This window comes from Streptococcus infantis (assembly GCF_047464415.1).
In the GTDB taxonomy this organism is placed as follows: Bacteria; Bacillota; Bacilli; order Lactobacillales; family Streptococcaceae; genus Streptococcus; species Streptococcus infantis_AE.
Genome location: NZ_JASHBX010000012.1, coordinates 59,376 through 74,591 on the forward strand (window position 1 = coordinate 59,376; position 15,216 = coordinate 74,591).

Below are 15,216 nucleotides of genomic sequence, written 5' to 3' on the forward strand. Positions count from 1 at the left end.
TTTAATCAAAATAAAGTAAATCTTTGCTGGTACTTGTAAAGAGGTCAAAACCATCTTTGGTAACAACACCACAATCTTCGATGCGAACACCGACTTTACCAGGGATGTAGATACCAGGCTCAACTGAGAAGCACATGCCTTCTTCGATGACCATGTCGTTTCCTTCCATGATTGAAGGGAATTCGTGGACATCCATACCGATACCATGACCGAGACGGTGGTTGAAGTACTCACCGTAGCCAGCTTTTTCAATCACTTCACGAGCTGCGCGGTCTACTTCATGCGCAGTGACACCAGGTTTGATAAAGTCAAGGGCAGCTTGTTGGGCTTCCAGAGTCAAGTTGTAAATGTCTTTCTTGAATTGGTCAGGTTTACCAACAGCGACTGTACGAGTCATATCGGATGCATAACCATTCACCATCACACCGAGGTCAAAGAGGAGAAGGGCATTGTTTTCAACCTTATTGGCTCCAGGAATACCATGAGGATTTGCAGCGTTATCACCTGTCAAAACCATAGTATCAAAACTCATTTCATAGCCTTCGCGTTTCATGGCAAAATCAATCTGTGCGATAATATCAGTTTCAGTATTGTCAAGAGAGATATTGTCAAAACCAACTTTGACAGATTTGTCTGCATAAACACCTGCAACCATCATTTTTTGCACTTCGTCAGCTGACTTAATCAAACGCATACGCTGGATCAATGGAGTCAAGTTTTCAAATTCAGCAGTTTCAAAGACAGATTTTAAACCGTGGTATTTAGTCAAGATGAGGTTATCAAACTCAACTGCGACACGTTTGAAATCAAGTTGTGGCAAGGCGTTTTGGATTTTTTTCCAAGGGTTTTCAGAGTCTACATAACCAACAACTGGGAATGAGACAGTGCTAGTTGCTCGCTCAACTTCAAGAGCTGGAACAAAGAGAAGTGGTTCCTGATCTCTAAGGACAAAGAGGAACATTTGGCGTTCGTGTGGATCACTGTAAAAACCAGTGAGGTAATTGATAGTGACGGGGTCAGATACGACTGCGACGTCTAACTTTTCAGATTCGAGATATGTTACAATTTGTTGTAATTTAGACATATGTTACCTTCTTTCTACCCCTCTATTTTTGCAAAAAATAGTAGAAAATGCAAGGGAGAAGGGGAAAAGAGCCTAAAAAAATTCCAACAGCCTATGGCATGCTGGAAATAGGAAGTTTAGTTAAAATCTGCCTTGCTTTTCACATCGCTGTATTCTTCAGCAACTTCTTGACTGAGAATGTCCTCATAAGCTGGAAGGACGATGTCCTGACCATACTTTTTCTTGAGGGCAGTAGTGACCAAGCGATAGGCTAAGTTTGCATTACGGGATAAAATAGGCCCGTGGAAATAAGAACCAAAGACATTTTTATAGTGAACGCCTTCGCCAATTTTCTCTTCATTATTTCCGTTTCCGTATACGACCTGTCCTAATGGTTTTTGGTCATCTGAGAGGAAGGTGCGACCTTGGTGGTTCTCAAATCCATAGTAGGTTTCATCGAATTCTTCATTATGAATTTTAATGTCACCGATAAAGCGGTTATTGGTTTGGTTGAGTGTGTAGTGTCCCATGACACCCAAGCCTTCGATGCGTCTTCCAGAAGCTTCGATATAGTATTGACCCAATAGTTGGAAGCCACCGCAGATAGCAAGGACAACACCATCATTTTGGATAAAGTTGTCAATGCTTTCTTTTTTTGCAGGCAAATCACCAGCAATGATACTTTGTTCAAAGTCTTGGCCACCACCGAAAAAGGCTATATCGTAATGATTTTCATCGAAATCATCATGAAGTGAAACGATGTCAACTGTTACATGGGCCCCAAGTTTTTCAGCTACGTACTTGAGCATAAGGATATTCCCGTTATCTCCGTAGGTATTCATGAGGTTACCATAGAGGTGGGCGATATTTAGCTGGTAAGGATAGTTGCCGTCTTTTGAGGAAAGTGAAGTATAAACCATTAGTTCATCTCCTTTCTAACAAGCTGACGACTGGCTAGTAATTCTCGGAATTCCAGCATGGCCGTATAAGTCGCAAGGATATAAGCATGCTTGCAGTCTTGAGCTTCAATCGTTTTAAGAACTTGTTCCAGACTGCTTGTTTCAGTGATTTTATCAGCTGGATAACCAGTTACTCGAAGACGACGAGCAATTTCAGAATGACGAACGCCACCGGCGTTGATTTCTGGGATATCCATCTCAGTAATTTGCTCAAAGTCAGCATCCCAAATCCAGCTGGTATCAATCCCGTCCGCATAGTTGGCATTGAGGAGAACAGAAAGACTAAATGGATAGGGAGCTAGTTTAATCATTTCAATAGCTTGTGTAGCACCGACAGGATTCTTGATGAGAACCAGTGTGCATTCCTTGTCACCGATTTGGAAGGTTTCTTGTCGTCCAAAAACAGCTCGACTCTTATCAAATCCTTGCTTAATCAGTTGAGAATCAGCTCCAAGGTAACGGGCGATAGCGACTGCTGCGAGAGCATTGTAGATATTATAAAGTCCACCGATTTGGATACCGTATTCCTGTCCGTCAATAACAAAGCGAGAACGATTGTTGGTCAACTCAACCAATTCTGTTAGACGGTAGTCCAAGTCAGGTCTTTTACATCCACAATTTTCACAAATATAAGCTCCCAAATTGGCATAAGTGTTGAGCTCATATTTCAAAATACTTTGACAGTCTGGACAGAGAATACCTTCAGTATTGTAGTGAGCAAGTTTTGCTGGACCTTTTTCCAAATCAAAACCAAAATACTGAACAGGATTTGGAATTGCAGGCTTGTAGAAAAGTGGACTATCACCGTTCAGCAGAACAGTAGCAGTAGGAACTTTTCGAATAGCATCCAAAATCATGTTGTAGGTCGTATAAATCTCACCGTAGCGATCCATCTGGTCGCGGAAGATATTGGTGATAACGAAAAGACTAGGCTGGATGTAGTCACAGATACGTGAGAGACTAGCTTCGTCGATTTCAAGGACAGCGATGTTCTTGCCAGTTTTTGAAGATTTTGCAGTCAAGAAAGTCGTTGTAATCCCTGTGATCATGTTGGCACCACTTGGATTAGTTAAAACTTGACCATAAATTTCCTTTAGGATACCGACAGTGAGAGCGGTTGTCAGGGTTTTTCCATTGGTACCAGTAACCACGACAATCTCGTAGTTCTTCGCTAAATGTTGTAAAATATCTTTATCAAATTGAAGGGCCAGTTTCCCAGGGAGCGTACTTCCACGTCCGAGACGACTTAAAATAAAATGAGAAGAACGCCCAGCAAGAAGGCCCAAAGTAGTTTTTAATTTCATGTTTCTATTATATCATAAATGCTGAAAAAGACAGATTTGAGATTTTAGAAAAAGAAAAACAGCCCAAGGAGGGCTGCTTTCTATTATTAAATCTATTAAATCGCAAACAAGTCATTTAAGTTCTCAGCCAAGGTTGGGTGAGTGAAGATTTGTTTTGTGAAGTAAGTGTATGGAATCTTGTTGTCCATAGCAACAGTAATGATGTTGATGATTTCTTGTGAACCTTCAGAGAAGATAGTTGCGCCAAGAATTTCTTTTGTTTCAGTATTGACAACAGCTTTGAAGGCACCACGAAGGTCACCATTTACATGACCACGAGGCATTGCTGCAACAGGGATTTCCTTAACAGCATATGGGAGTTTCAAATCAGCTGCTTGACTTTCAGTCAAACCAACTTGTGAAAGTGCAGGTGTGATGAAAAGAGTATTTGGTACATTGAGACGATCTTCGAGTGTGTAGCTGCCATCACCAGCGAGGTAGCTATAAACAACACGGAAGTCATCGAGTGAAATGTAGGTAAACTGAAGGCCACCGTTGACATCTCCAACTGCAAAGACACCAGGAACGTTTGTTTGACAGTGTTTGTCTACTTTAATAGCGCCTCGTTCAGTTAGTTCAATATCTGTGTTTTCGAGATGAAGAGGTTCAACATTTGGTTTACGTCCAGTTGCGTAGAGAAGGGCGTCAAAACGGTAGGTTTCATTCTCTGTCACGACAAGAACTTGGTCACCATCGTTTTTGATTTCAGTAGTACGGATGTTTTGAAGCAATTCGATTCCGTCTTCTTCCATGTACTGTTTAGCAAGAGCAGCGATAGAAGGTTCTGCACGAGGTAGGAATGTATCCAAGGCATCTAGGACTGTAACCTTGCTTCCAAGTTTGTTGTAGAGACCGGCAAATTCAAGACCGATATTTCCGCCACCAAGGACACCAAGTTTTTCAGGCAATTTGTCCAAGTTTTGGATACCTGTTGAGTCAAAGACATTCTTACTTGTAGTAAGACCTGGAATTGGCAATACGTTTGAAACAGCACCTGTGTTGATAACAATTGTTTCAGCAGTCAGTTCATGTTTTTCATCACCAGCTTGAATTTCGATGACTTTGTTTGATACAAAGTGAGCTTCAGCATCAAAGATATCTACGCCTGTACCAGCTACAGTGGCATAGTTTTTACCATTGAGGCGTGTAGTAACCGTGTTTTTAGTAGCCATGACTTGATCAAATGACAAGTCTTTTTCAGCAGCAACTAACAAGGTTTTAGTTGGGATACAACCGATATTGATACAAGTTCCACCGTACATAGCCTTACTACGTTCGATAAGGGCAACCTTTTTACCCGCTGAAGCTAGTTTCCCGGCAAGTGTCTTACCCGCCTTACCAAATCCTATGACAATTAAATCGTATGTTAACATTTTTATTCCTCCTGTTCGATTTTCATTCTAGCACAAGAAAAAGACTTTTGCACAAATCTGCTACGGAAAATAGTTTCAAGAACTGAATGCTCTAACAAATACTTTTTGAGTGAAGCAAATCGAAAGAAAATCGTTTACATGATTTAATCGGGAGGTTAGACTATCTTTTGCCCCTCTCTTATGTTATACTATATAGGTTGCAAAGAAAGCAGTACTTTTCTTTTGTGGAAAAGAAGCAACACGGTCTTTCATAAAAGATATGAAAGTACGTCATGACAAGAAAAGTATAAACTAAGCGCTATAGGATGGCTTCGCACCATCTTTAGAAAGAAGAATAACGTGAAATTTAATGAATTTAATCTTTCTGCTGATTTATTAGCAGAAATTGAAAAAGCAGGATTTGTAGAAGCAAGTCCTATCCAAGAGCAAACCATTCCCTTGGCCCTTGAAGGAAAAGATGTCATCGGACAAGCTCAAACAGGTACAGGAAAAACTGCAGCCTTTGGCTTACCAACACTTGAAAAAATCCGTACAGAAGAAGCAACCATTCAAGCTTTGGTCATCGCCCCAACTCGTGAACTAGCTGTTCAAAGTCAGGAAGAACTCTTCCGCTTTGGTCGTAGCAAGGGTGTGAAAGTCCGTTCTGTTTATGGTGGTTCAAGTATTGAAAAACAAATCAAGGCTCTTAAATCAGGAGCTCATATCGTAGTTGGAACGCCTGGTCGTCTCCTAGACTTGATTAAACGCAAGGCTTTGAAATTGCAAGATATTGAAACTCTTATTCTTGATGAAGCGGACGAAATGCTTAACATGGGCTTCCTTGAGGATATTGAAGCCATCATCTCTCGTGTCCCAGAAAATCGTCAAACCTTGCTCTTTTCAGCGACTATGCCAGATGCTATCAAACGTATTGGTGTTCAGTTCATGAAAGAACCTGAGCATGTGAAGATTGCTGCAAAAGAATTAACTACAGAACTAGTTGACCAGTACTATATCCGTGTTAAGGAACAAGAAAAATTCGACACCATGACTCGTCTTATGGATGTTGATCAACCTGAGTTGTCAATCGTTTTTGGTCGTACAAAACGTCGTGTGGATGAGTTGACTCGTGGGCTTAAAATCCGTGGTTTCCGTGCAGAAGGGATTCATGGGGATTTGGACCAAAACAAACGTCTTCGTGTCCTTCGTGATTTTAAAAATGGCAACCTTGATGTCTTAGTTGCAACAGACGTGGCTGCTCGTGGTTTGGATATTTCAGGTGTGACTCATGTCTATAACTACGATATTCCTCAAGACCCTGAGAGTTATGTTCACCGTATCGGCCGTACAGGGCGTGCAGGTAAGTCAGGTCAGTCTATTACCTTCGTTTCACCTAATGAAATGGGTTACCTCCAAATCATTGAGAACTTGACTAAGAAACGTATGAAAGGTCTCAAACCTGCAAGTGCAGAAGAAGCCTTTCAAGCTAAGAAGCAGGTTGCACTTAAGAAAATTGAACGTGATTTTGCGAATGAGGAGATTCGTAGTAACTTTGAGAAGTTTGGCAAGGATGCTCGTCAATTAGCCTCAGAATTCACTCCTGAAGAATTGGCTATGTATATCCTCAGCTTAACTGTTCAAGACCCAGATAGTCTTCCTGAAGTTGAGATTGCACGTGAAAAACCGTTACCATTTAAACCATCTGGTGGTGGCTTTGGTGGCAAAGGTAAGGGAGGTCGTCGTGGAGATGACCGTCACGATCGAGATCGCCGTCGCGACAATCGACGTGGTGAACGTCGAGATGACTTCAAAAAAGGCAGTCGCAAAAACGACCGATTTGAGAAGGAAAAACGTTACCGTAAGGATAATAAAAAACCACGCAATACTTCAAGCGAGAAGAAAACTGGTTTTGTAATCCGTAACAAGGGTGATAAATAATAAAAAAAGCGGTTCACTGAGGTGGATCGCTTTTATATATAAGGAGACCGAGAGTCAAGAAAAGTTTCATACGAGAAAATAGATTTATATATTTGTTATCTTGTAATATTATATTATCAAAAATTTAGAAACCTGTCAACAAGAAAATTAGAAAAAACTAGTAAAAATTTTCGAACAGTCATGAATTGCAATTCAATAAACAATTTTCAGATAATTATTGAAATAATGATCAATTTATGATATAATGGAAGTGATTAAACACGAGGTGAAAAATGGCACATTTATTAGAAAAAACGAGAAAAATTACGTCTATCCTGAAGCGTGCGGAGGAGAAATTACAAGATGATCTTCCATATAATGCCATCACACGCCAATTAGCGGATATTATTGATTGCAACGCTTGTATCCTAAATAGTAAGGGACGTCTTTTGGGATATTTCATGCGCTACAAGACTAATAATGATCGTGTAGAGCAATTTTTCCAATCAAAAATTTTTCCTGAGGACTATATTCAAGGTGCAAACATGATTTACGATACAGAAGCAAATCTGACTGTAGATCATGAATTAAGCATCTTTCCAGTTGAGAGTAGAGCTGATTTCTCAGAAGGTTTGACAACAATTGCTCCAATCCATGTTTCTGGGATTCGTTTGGGATCTTTGATTATCTGGCGGAATGATAAGAAATTTGAAGATGAGGATTTGATTCTTGTTGAGATAGCTAGTACGGTGGTTGGTATTCAGCTTTTGAACTTCCAACGTGAAGAAGACGAGAAAAATATCCGTCGTCGTACAGCCGTAACGATGGCAGTCAACACTCTTTCATACTCTGAGTTAAGAGCAGTGTCAGCTATTTTGGGTGAATTGAATGGCAATGAAGGACAATTAACTGCGTCAGTCATTGCAGACCGTATCGGTATTACGCGTTCTGTGATTGTCAATGCCCTTCGAAAACTCGAATCAGCAGGAATTATTGAAAGTCGTTCACTGGGGATGAAGGGAACTTATCTTAAGGTCTTGATTCCAGATATCTTTGAAGAAGTGAAAAAGAGGGACTATTAATGGCTAAGGCTTTAATTTCGATAGACTATACAGAAGATTTTGTAGCGGATCATGGAAAATTGACAGCAGGAGCTCCCGCTCAAGCTATATCAGAAGCGATTAATCAGGTGACTAGATTAGCATTTGACCGTGGAGATTATATTTTCTTTACCATTGATGCTCATGAGGAAAATGATGTATTTCATCCAGAAAGTAAACTATTTCCCCCTCATAATCTGATTGGGACTAGCGGGCGTAATCTATATGGTAAGTTAGCTGAATTTTATCAGGAACAGGCCCAGGATAGTCGTGTTTTCTGGATGGACAAACGTCACTATTCAGCTTTTTCTGGCACAGATTTGGATATCCGTCTGAGAGAGCGTCGCGTGGATACAGTCATCTTAACAGGTGTTCTTACAGATATCTGTGTATTGCATACGGCTATCGATGCCTATAATCTTGGGTATCAGATAGAAGTTGTCAAGCCAGCAGTCGCATCCATTTGGTCTGAAAACCATCAGTTTGCACTTGGACATTTTAAGAATACATTAGGAGCGAAAATCCTTGATGAAAATCTAGTTGAAATCAAAGAATAATGTATTCAAAAAAACTGAAAAAAATCTGAAAAAAGTGTTGACAAAGTTTTTGAAAGTTGATATACTAGTAAAGTAATCGACGCGGGGATGGCGGAATTGGCAGACGCGCAGGACTAAGGATCCTGTGACCGCTTTAGGTCGTGAGGGTTCAAGTCCCTCTCTCCGCATAGGAAAAGAGTTAGCTTCAGCTAGCTCTTTATTTTTATATAAACAAGGGCAAAGATTTTGCTCTTTTTTTGTGATTTCATAAACATTTCATATTTGAATATTATAATGGTTTTACAAATATGGAGGTGCTATATGAATCCCACTCAAAGAGCTTGGGCTTATGTCAGCAGAAAACGACTGAGAAGTCTCATATTATTCTTGATTCTATTTGTTTTATTGGCAGGAATATCAGCTTGTTTGATGCTCATGAAGTCCAACAAAACAGTAGAAAATAATCTCTATCGCTCATTGAATACATCTTTCTCGATTAAAAGAATCGAACCGGATCAGACTTTTCAATTGTCTCAACTAGATGGCCTGAAAAAGATAAAGGGTCTTGAGAAGATTTCACCTGAGCTAGAAACAATAGTCAAGTTAACTGACAAAGAAGTCGTTACTGGAGAACAAAGTATCCAGAGAGATGATTTGACAGAAGCTGAAAAAAATCTCATCAGTTTGATTGCTTTAGAAGATTCCTCTAAGGATGTTTCTTTTACTAGTTCCGCCTTTACCCTTAAAGAGGGAAGACATATCGAAAAAGGGGATCGTAAAAAAATCGTAATCCATGAAGATTTAGCCAAGAAAAACAACCTAAAAGTAGGAGATAAGATTAGTCTGAAACCTAGTCAAGTAGAAGGAGATAGTGAACAAAGGCTAGACTATGAAATCGTAGGTATTTTCTCAGGTCAAAAACAAGAGAAATTTACCGGTCTATCATCAGACTTTAGTGAAAATACGGTCTATACAGACTACGAAAGTAGCCAAACTCTTCTTGGAAATAAGGAAGCTCAAGTTTCTGCCGCACGTTTCTATCTCGAAAATCCAAAAGATATGGATAGCATCATTCAAGAGGTTGAAAAGTTATCTCTGGAAAACCAAGGTTACCAAGTTGAAAAGGAAAATAAGGCCTTTGAACAAATCAAGGATTCAGTCTCGACCTTCCAAACCTTCCTCCAAATTTTCCTTTATGGCATTATGATTGCTGGGGTAGGAGCGCTGGTCTTGGTCTTGTCACTTTGGTTACGAGAGCGAGTTTACGAGGTTGGTATTTTATTGGCACTAGGTAAAGGAAAAATAGCAATCTTTAGCCAATTCTGCCTGGAAGTTATCCTAGTTTCATTGGCAGCAATTCTACCAGCATTTCTTGCAGGAAATGCCATTACTTCCTATCTCTTGAAAACTGTACTATCAAGTAGCGATCAAGCTGCACTACAAGATACGCTGGCAAAAGCAACTAATCTTTCAACAAGTTTTCTATCATTTGGAGAATCTTATTTCTTTTTACTTGTGATTAGTTGTTTATCAGTTGCACTTTGTTTTATCTTTTTATTTAGAAAATCACCTAAAGAAATTTTATCATCCATCAGTTAATAAAGGAGAAATCATGACTTTACTACAATTACAAGATCTTACTTATCGTTATAAAAACACAGCAGAAGCAGTCTTATATAAAATCAATTATGATTTTGAACCAGGCAAGTTTTATAGTATTATCGGAGAATCAGGAGCCGGGAAATCCACACTCTTGTCTCTATTAGCAGGACTTGATAGCCCAGTCGAAGGAGCTATCTTATTCGAAGGCAAGGATATTCGTGAACAAGGATATTCTTATCACCGTATGCACCACATTTCCCTTGTTTTTCAAAACTATAACCTGATTGATTATCTTTCTCCATTGGAAAATATCCGCTTGGTTAATAAAAAAGCTAGCAAGGATACCCTTCTTGAACTTGGTTTAGATGAAAGTCAAATCAAGCGGAATGTTCTCCAATTATCAGGTGGACAGCAACAACGGGTTGCCATTGCTCGTAGTCTTGTATCGGAAGCACCAGTGATTTTAGCAGATGAACCAACAGGAAACTTGGATCCTAAGACTGCTGGAGATATCATCGATTTGCTCAAATCTCTCGCTGAGAAAACAGGCAAGTGTGTGATCGTTGTGACCCACAGTAAGGAAGTGGCACAGGCGTCAGATATTACACTTGAATTGAAGGATAAGAAACTGACTGAAACAAGAAAAAATAGTAACTAAAACTTTTAAACATATTAAAAACTGAAGTAAATCTAGAAAGGAATCTTATGTTACACAACGCATTTGCCTATGTCACAAGAAAATTTTTTAAGTCGCTTGTGATCTTTCTTATCATTCTCTTGATGGCTAGTTTGAGTTTGGTCGGCTTGTCTATCAAGGGTGCGACAGCCAAGGCTTCTCAAGAAACCTTTAAAAATATCACCAATAGTTTCTCCATGCAAATCAACCGCAGGGTCAATCAAGGAACTCCACGTGGTGCGGGGAATATCAAGGGTGAAGATATCAAAAAAATTACTGAAAATAAGGCCATTGAATCCTACATCAAACGGATTAATGCTATCGGTGATTTGACAGGCTATGAACTGATTGAAACTCCTGAAACCAAGAAAAATCTAACTGCAGATCGAGCTCAACGTTTTGGAAGTAGCTTGATGATAACAGGTGTCAATGACTCTTCTAAGGAAGATAAATTTGTATCAGGTTCTTACAAACTTGTTGAAGGTGAGCACTTAACAAATGATGATAAACACCAGATTCTCATGCATAAAGACCTGGCTGCTAAACACGGTTGGAAAGTAGGAGACAAGGTCAAACTCAACTCCAATATCTACGATGCAGATAATGAAAAAGGAGCCAAGGAAACAGTAGAAGTCACGATCAAAGGACTTTTTGATGGACATAATAAATCTACTGTGACCTACTCACAAGAACTATATGAGAATACAGCTATCACAGATATTCACACAGCTGCCCAGCTCTATGGTTATACAGAAGATACCGCTATTTATGGAGATGCGACCTTCTTTGTAGCTGGAGATAAGAACCTAGATAGTGTCATGCAAGAATTAGGGTCTATCAACGGTATCAACTGGAAGATGTATAGCTTGATTAAGAGTTCATCTAACTATCCTGCCCTTGAGCAATCTATCTCAGGTATGTACAAGATGGCTAATCTTCTCTTCTGGGGTAGCTTGAGCTTCTCTGTTCTTCTACTTGCTCTCTTACTGACACTATGGATTAACGCCCGTCGTAAAGAGGTTGGCATTCTCCTTTCAATTGGTCTTAAACAAGCAAGTATTCTAGGACAATTTATCACAGAAGTAGTTATGATTGCTATTCCAGCTCTCATTTCAGCCTACTTCTTAGCCAACTATACTGCTCGTACTATCGGAAACACAGTACTAGCCAATGTTACATCAGATGTGGCTAAGCAGGCAAGTAAGGCAGCCCAAGCTTCCAATCTCGGTGGTGGTGCAGAAGTTGACGGCTTTAGTAAAACTCTTTCAAGTCTGGATATTTCTATTCAACCTTCAGACTTTGCCATCATCTTTGTACTTGGTTTGGTATTGGTAGTATTAGTTATGGCACTTGCTTCAAGCAATCTCCTCTTTAAACAACCCAAAGAACTCTTGTTGGATAGTGAATAAAAAACCTGCTACCTATTCTCTTCTAAATGAGATATAATATAGGTAGCATTTTTGATAGAAAAGGATTTATATGAATATTCTAATTGTAGAAGATGAAGACATGATCCGTGAGGGAATTAGTGATTACTTGGCGGATTATGGCTATAAAACCATTCAGGCTGCAGATGGTCAAGAAGCCTTGGAACAATTTTCAAATCACCAAGTTGCCTTGGTTCTCCTAGATATTCAAATGCCTAAACTCAATGGTTTAGAGGTTTTATCAGAAATCCGTAAAAGCAGTCAAGTTCCAATCTTAATGTTGACAGCCTTTCAGGACGAAGAGTATAAAATGAGTGCCTTTGCTTCACTAGCAGATGGGTATCTGGAAAAGCCTTTTTCCCTATCTCTGTTGAAGGTTCGGGTGGATGCTATTTTTAAACGTTATTATGATACCGGTCGTACCTTTACCTATAAGGATACTAAGGTAGACTTTGAAAGCTATAGTGCCACAGTGGCAGGCCAAAATGTTCCTGTGAATGCAAAAGAGCTAGAAATCTTAGACTATCTAGTTAAAAATGAAGGTCGTGCTTTGACTAGAGCTCAGATTATCGACGCTGTATGGAAATTGACAGATGAAGTACCTTTCGATCGTGTTATTGACGTTTACATCAAGGAATTACGAAAAAAATTGGATCTAGATTGTATTCTTACCGTGCGCAATGTTGGTTATAAATTGGAGAGAAAATGAGACGTTCAGGTTTATTTAAAAAGATTTTTATCTATACCTTCTCGGTATTTTCTACCTTAGTCATTTGTTTGCATTTGGCCATCTATTTTCTCTTTCCTCCGACCTATCTCAGTCACCGTCAGGAGAGCATAGGCCTCAAGGCTACCGAAATTGCACAATCCCTCCAAGGAAAGGACAGTCAAACTATCCAGGAAGTCCTTGATCTTTATTCTCAAAGCAGTGATATCAAGGGAGCTATTAAGGGAGAGATGACTCAGGATAAGTTGGAAGTCAATGATAATCTTCCCATTGATAAACAACGACAAACGGCCTCCTTGGTCATTGAGGAAAGAGAAGTTCAAACTAAGGATGATCAGACGATGACCTTACAGTTTTTAGCTTCTATGGATTTGCAGAAAGAAGCAGAAGATATCAGTCTTCAATTTCTGCCTTATACTTTATTAGCGTCTTTCATCATTTCGCTCCTCATCGCCTTTATCTATGCGAGAACTATTGTTGCTCCTATTTTGGAAATCAAGCGAGTAACTCGGCGAATGATGGATTTGGATGCAGAAGTTCGCTTGCGCGTGGATTCCAAGGATGAGATTGGTGATCTCAAAGAGCAGATTAATAGTCTCTATCAGCATCTCTTGACCGTTATTGCAGACTTGCATGAGAAGAACGAGGCCATTCTTCAACTAGAAAAGATGAAGGTTGAGTTTTTGCGAGGAGCTTCCCACGAACTGAAAACACCTCTAGCTAGTCTAAAGATTCTTTTGGAGAATATGCAAGCAAATATTGGACGTTATAAAGACCGTGACCATTATCTTGGAGTTTCTCTAGGAATTGTGGATGATTTAAGCCACCACGTGCAGCAAATCCTATCCCTTTCTTCGGTACAGGAATTGCGAGATAAGAAGGAAGAAATCAATCTTCTTGATATGACCAATCTTCTATTGAAGGACTATGACTTATTAGCCAAGGAGAGAAAAATCTCAGTAGAGAACCAGCTAACTGCTCAGCACGTTTATCTAAATCCTTCAGTACTCAAGCTGATTCTTTCAAATCTGATCAGTAATGCGGTGAAGCATTCTATCCAAGGTGGCTATCTCAAAATCGGTGATAAGGATGGCTGGATATTTATTGAGAACGGTTGTACACTTGAGGAACAAGATAAATTTGAACAATCCTTTACGGCTTCTAGTCGACAAAGTAAGGGAGCTGGATTGGGACTCTTCGTAGTCAAAAGTTTATTAGAAAATGAAGAAATCGACTATCGTTTCGAAAGATATAACGACCACTTGCTATTTTACATGAACCTGCCTCAGAACAAGGATTAGACCAAGCGGGAAAAGGTTTACATATCTAAAAATAGAAGAAATTCAATCGAAACTACGGGAAAAACTAGCTTTTTTTGCTAAAAAGTGATAAAATGAACAATGTAAATGGGATGTCCCATAAAAATATACAGGAGGCCTGATAAAATGGCAATCGTTTCAGCAGAAAAATTTGTCCAAGCAGCTCGTGACAACGGTTATGCAGTTGGTGGATTTAACACAAACAACCTTGAGTGGACTCAAGCTATCTTGCGCGCAGCAGAAGCTAAACAAGCTCCAGTTTTGATCCAAACTTCAATGGGTGCTGCTAAATACATGGGTGGTTACAAAGTTGCTCGCAACTTGATCGCTAACCTTGTTGAATCAATGGGTATCACTGTACCAGTAGCTATCCACCTTGACCACGGTCACTACGAAGATGCACTTGAGTGTATTCAAGTTGGTTATACTTCAGTTATGTTTGACGGTTCACACCTTCCAGTTGAAGAAAACCTTGAAAAAGCTCGTAAAGTTGTAGAATTTGCTCACGCAAATGGTGTATCAGTAGAAGCTGAAGTTGGAACTATCGGTGGTGAAGAAGACGGAATCATCGGTGATGGTGAATTGGCTCCAATCGAAGATGCTAAAGCAATGGTTGCAACTGGTATCGACTTCTTGGCAGCTGGTATCGGTAACATCCACGGTCCTTACCCTGCAAACTGGAAAGGTCTTCACCTTGACCACTTGCAAAAATTGACTGAAGCTGTACCAGGATTCCCAATCGTATTGCACGGTGGTTCAGGTATTCCTGATGACCAAATCCAAGCAGCTATCAAACTTGGTGTTGCTAAAGTTAACGTTAACACTGAATGCCAAATCGCATTCGCTAACGCAACACGTAAATTTGCTCGTGACTACGAAGCAAACGAAGCAGAATACGACAAGAAGAAACTCTTCGACCCACGTAAATTCTTGGCTGACGGTGTAAAAGCTATCCAAGCTTCAGTTGAAGAACGTATCGACGTATTCGGTTCAGAAGGTAAAGCTTAATCTAGCTTAACCATATAAAACAGAAACCTACCCATTGGGTGGGTTTTTTTCAATTTAATGTGGCTCTTTGTCAACTGTAGTGGGTTGAATAAAAGCTAACATCTGGAGAGGACAATTGTTGTCCTCTCCATTTTTATATTCAGAGCGATGAAAATTCGTTTCTTAAAGTTGTTAAAGTTCCTAAAAC

Annotated in this window: 13 protein-coding genes and 1 tRNA gene; 10 read left to right on the forward strand and 4 right to left on the reverse strand. The window is 39.7% G+C overall.

The window, feature by feature from the left end; all coding sequences use genetic code 11:
• Position 1: 1 nt before the first annotated feature.
• The 4 genes from QM460_RS07975 to QM460_RS07990 all read right to left on the reverse strand — a co-directional run bounded on the left by QM460_RS07975 (position 2) and on the right by QM460_RS07990 (position 4,738).
• Positions 2–1,084 carry a M24 family metallopeptidase gene (locus QM460_RS07975; RefSeq protein ID WP_000040944.1) on the reverse strand — a complete coding sequence of 361 codons (1,083 nt, stop codon included), beginning with the start codon at positions 1,082–1,084 and terminating at the stop codon, positions 2–4.
• Between the two features lie 116 nt (positions 1,085–1,200).
• Complete coding sequence (gene gatD / locus QM460_RS07980) at positions 1,201–1,983, reverse strand: lipid II isoglutaminyl synthase subunit GatD (protein WP_414289744.1); 783 nt, start codon at positions 1,981–1,983, stop codon at positions 1,201–1,203.
• Positions 1,983–3,326, reverse strand: coding sequence for a lipid II isoglutaminyl synthase subunit MurT (gene murT / locus QM460_RS07985; protein WP_414289746.1), 1,344 nt, complete (start codon positions 3,324–3,326; stop codon positions 1,983–1,985). The genes gatD and murT overlap by 1 nt, the downstream gene beginning before the upstream one ends.
• Before the next feature lie 95 nt (positions 3,327–3,421).
• Complete coding sequence (locus QM460_RS07990; protein ID WP_414289747.1) at positions 3,422–4,738, reverse strand: FAD-containing oxidoreductase; 1,317 nt, start codon at positions 4,736–4,738, stop codon at positions 3,422–3,424.
• Positions 4,739–5,077: 339 nt separating this feature from the next.
• On the opposite strand from QM460_RS07990, the gene QM460_RS07995 reads away from it, so the two are divergent.
• The 10 genes from QM460_RS07995 to QM460_RS08040 all read left to right on the forward strand — a co-directional run bounded on the left by QM460_RS07995 (position 5,078) and on the right by QM460_RS08040 (position 15,029).
• Positions 5,078–6,655: a DEAD/DEAH box helicase gene (locus QM460_RS07995; protein WP_414289749.1), complete on the forward strand. Its 1,578-nt coding sequence runs from the start codon at positions 5,078–5,080 to the stop codon at positions 6,653–6,655.
• 272 nt (positions 6,656–6,927) lie between these two features.
• Positions 6,928–7,716, forward strand: coding sequence for a GTP-sensing pleiotropic transcriptional regulator CodY (gene codY / locus QM460_RS08000; protein WP_000940720.1), 789 nt, complete (start codon positions 6,928–6,930; stop codon positions 7,714–7,716).
• A complete protein-coding gene (locus QM460_RS08005; RefSeq protein WP_414289750.1) occupies positions 7,716–8,291 on the forward strand; it encodes a cysteine hydrolase family protein in 576 nt (191 codons plus the stop codon). Before codY ends, QM460_RS08005 begins: the two co-directional genes overlap by 1 nt.
• Positions 8,292–8,372: 81 nt before the next feature.
• Positions 8,373–8,458, forward strand: a tRNA-Leu gene (locus tag QM460_RS08010).
• Positions 8,459–8,591: 133 nt separating this feature from the next.
• Positions 8,592–9,869 (forward strand): ABC transporter permease, encoded by a 1,278-nt coding sequence (locus QM460_RS08015; protein WP_414289751.1) that lies wholly within the window; start codon positions 8,592–8,594, stop codon positions 9,867–9,869.
• Between the two features lie 13 nt (positions 9,870–9,882).
• Positions 9,883–10,530, forward strand: coding sequence for an ABC transporter ATP-binding subunit Vex2 (gene vex2 / locus QM460_RS08020; protein ID WP_004252438.1), 648 nt, complete (start codon positions 9,883–9,885; stop codon positions 10,528–10,530).
• Between the two features lie 47 nt (positions 10,531–10,577).
• Positions 10,578–11,957 (forward strand): ABC transporter permease subunit Vex3, encoded by a 1,380-nt coding sequence (vex3, locus tag QM460_RS08025; RefSeq protein ID WP_414289753.1) that lies wholly within the window; start codon positions 10,578–10,580, stop codon positions 11,955–11,957.
• Positions 11,958–12,027: 70 nt separating this feature from the next.
• Positions 12,028–12,684 (forward strand): response regulator transcription factor VncR, encoded by a 657-nt coding sequence (vncR, locus tag QM460_RS08030; RefSeq protein WP_414289754.1) that lies wholly within the window; start codon positions 12,028–12,030, stop codon positions 12,682–12,684.
• Positions 12,681–14,003 (forward strand): sensor histidine kinase VncS, encoded by a 1,323-nt coding sequence (vncS, locus tag QM460_RS08035; protein ID WP_414289756.1) that lies wholly within the window; start codon positions 12,681–12,683, stop codon positions 14,001–14,003. Before vncR ends, vncS begins: the two co-directional genes overlap by 4 nt.
• A gap of 144 nt (positions 14,004–14,147) precedes the next feature.
• On the forward strand, positions 14,148–15,029 hold the full coding sequence (locus QM460_RS08040) for a class II fructose-bisphosphate aldolase (RefSeq protein ID WP_049528618.1): 882 nt from the start codon (positions 14,148–14,150) through the stop codon (positions 15,027–15,029).
• The last annotated feature ends 187 nt before the right edge of the window (positions 15,030–15,216 follow it).